The 599-nt window shown below is 68.4% G+C and carries 1 pseudogene; it reads right to left on the bottom strand.

Features of this window, described 5'->3' with window-relative positions:
* A pseudogene (locus DYI24_RS27525) lies at positions 1–599 on the bottom strand (oxidoreductase); the annotation flags it as partial.

Raw genomic sequence — 599 nt, 5'->3', positions numbered from 1 at the left:
GCCACGCCGGGCTCGAGCGCCAGCATCCGGGTGGGGCAGTCCCCGAGCGCCTTGATGGCGAGATGCAGTTCGTCCTGGTTCGCGATTGTGCTGACCGTAAACGGATGGAATTCGCCGCAGCCGCGATAGCGTGCGCCGTTGCCGAATTCCGCCAGGACGAACTGGCCGGGCGTTACCATCGCTGGATCGCCGAGGGGACGCAGCACGACCTCGACCGACCGCGCCGCCAACGGCCGCGCCGACGTCACGACATATGGCCGCGCGGCAAGGCCAAGATCGCCGCGGATCAGCCGCCAACCGAGGATCGCTGCCGCGGCCGCGAGGATCGGCAGCACCGGCTCGTCGATGCCGAGCAGGATCAGGTGCACCAGCCCGGTCAGCACGCCGAGGCCGAGTAGCGCGTGCAGCCAGCGCCAAGTGCCGTAGCGAATGCTGCGGATGAAGGTGGTGACGAGGCCGCCCATCAGCAACAGCAGGCCAAGCCAGCCGGACCACACCGGCCAGCTCTCGGTGAACGGCGACAGCGTCTGCCAGGCGACCCGCGCCGACGGCAGGTTGTTGGCGGCAAGCAGCAGCGGGTGCAGCAACAGAAACAAATA

The organism is Rhodopseudomonas sp. BR0C11 (assembly GCF_010820945.1).
Lineage (GTDB): Bacteria > Pseudomonadota > Alphaproteobacteria > Rhizobiales > Xanthobacteraceae > Rhodopseudomonas > Rhodopseudomonas palustris_H.
Note: the sequence above shows the minus strand (reverse complement) of the source record. Positions and strands in the feature narration are given on the sequence as shown.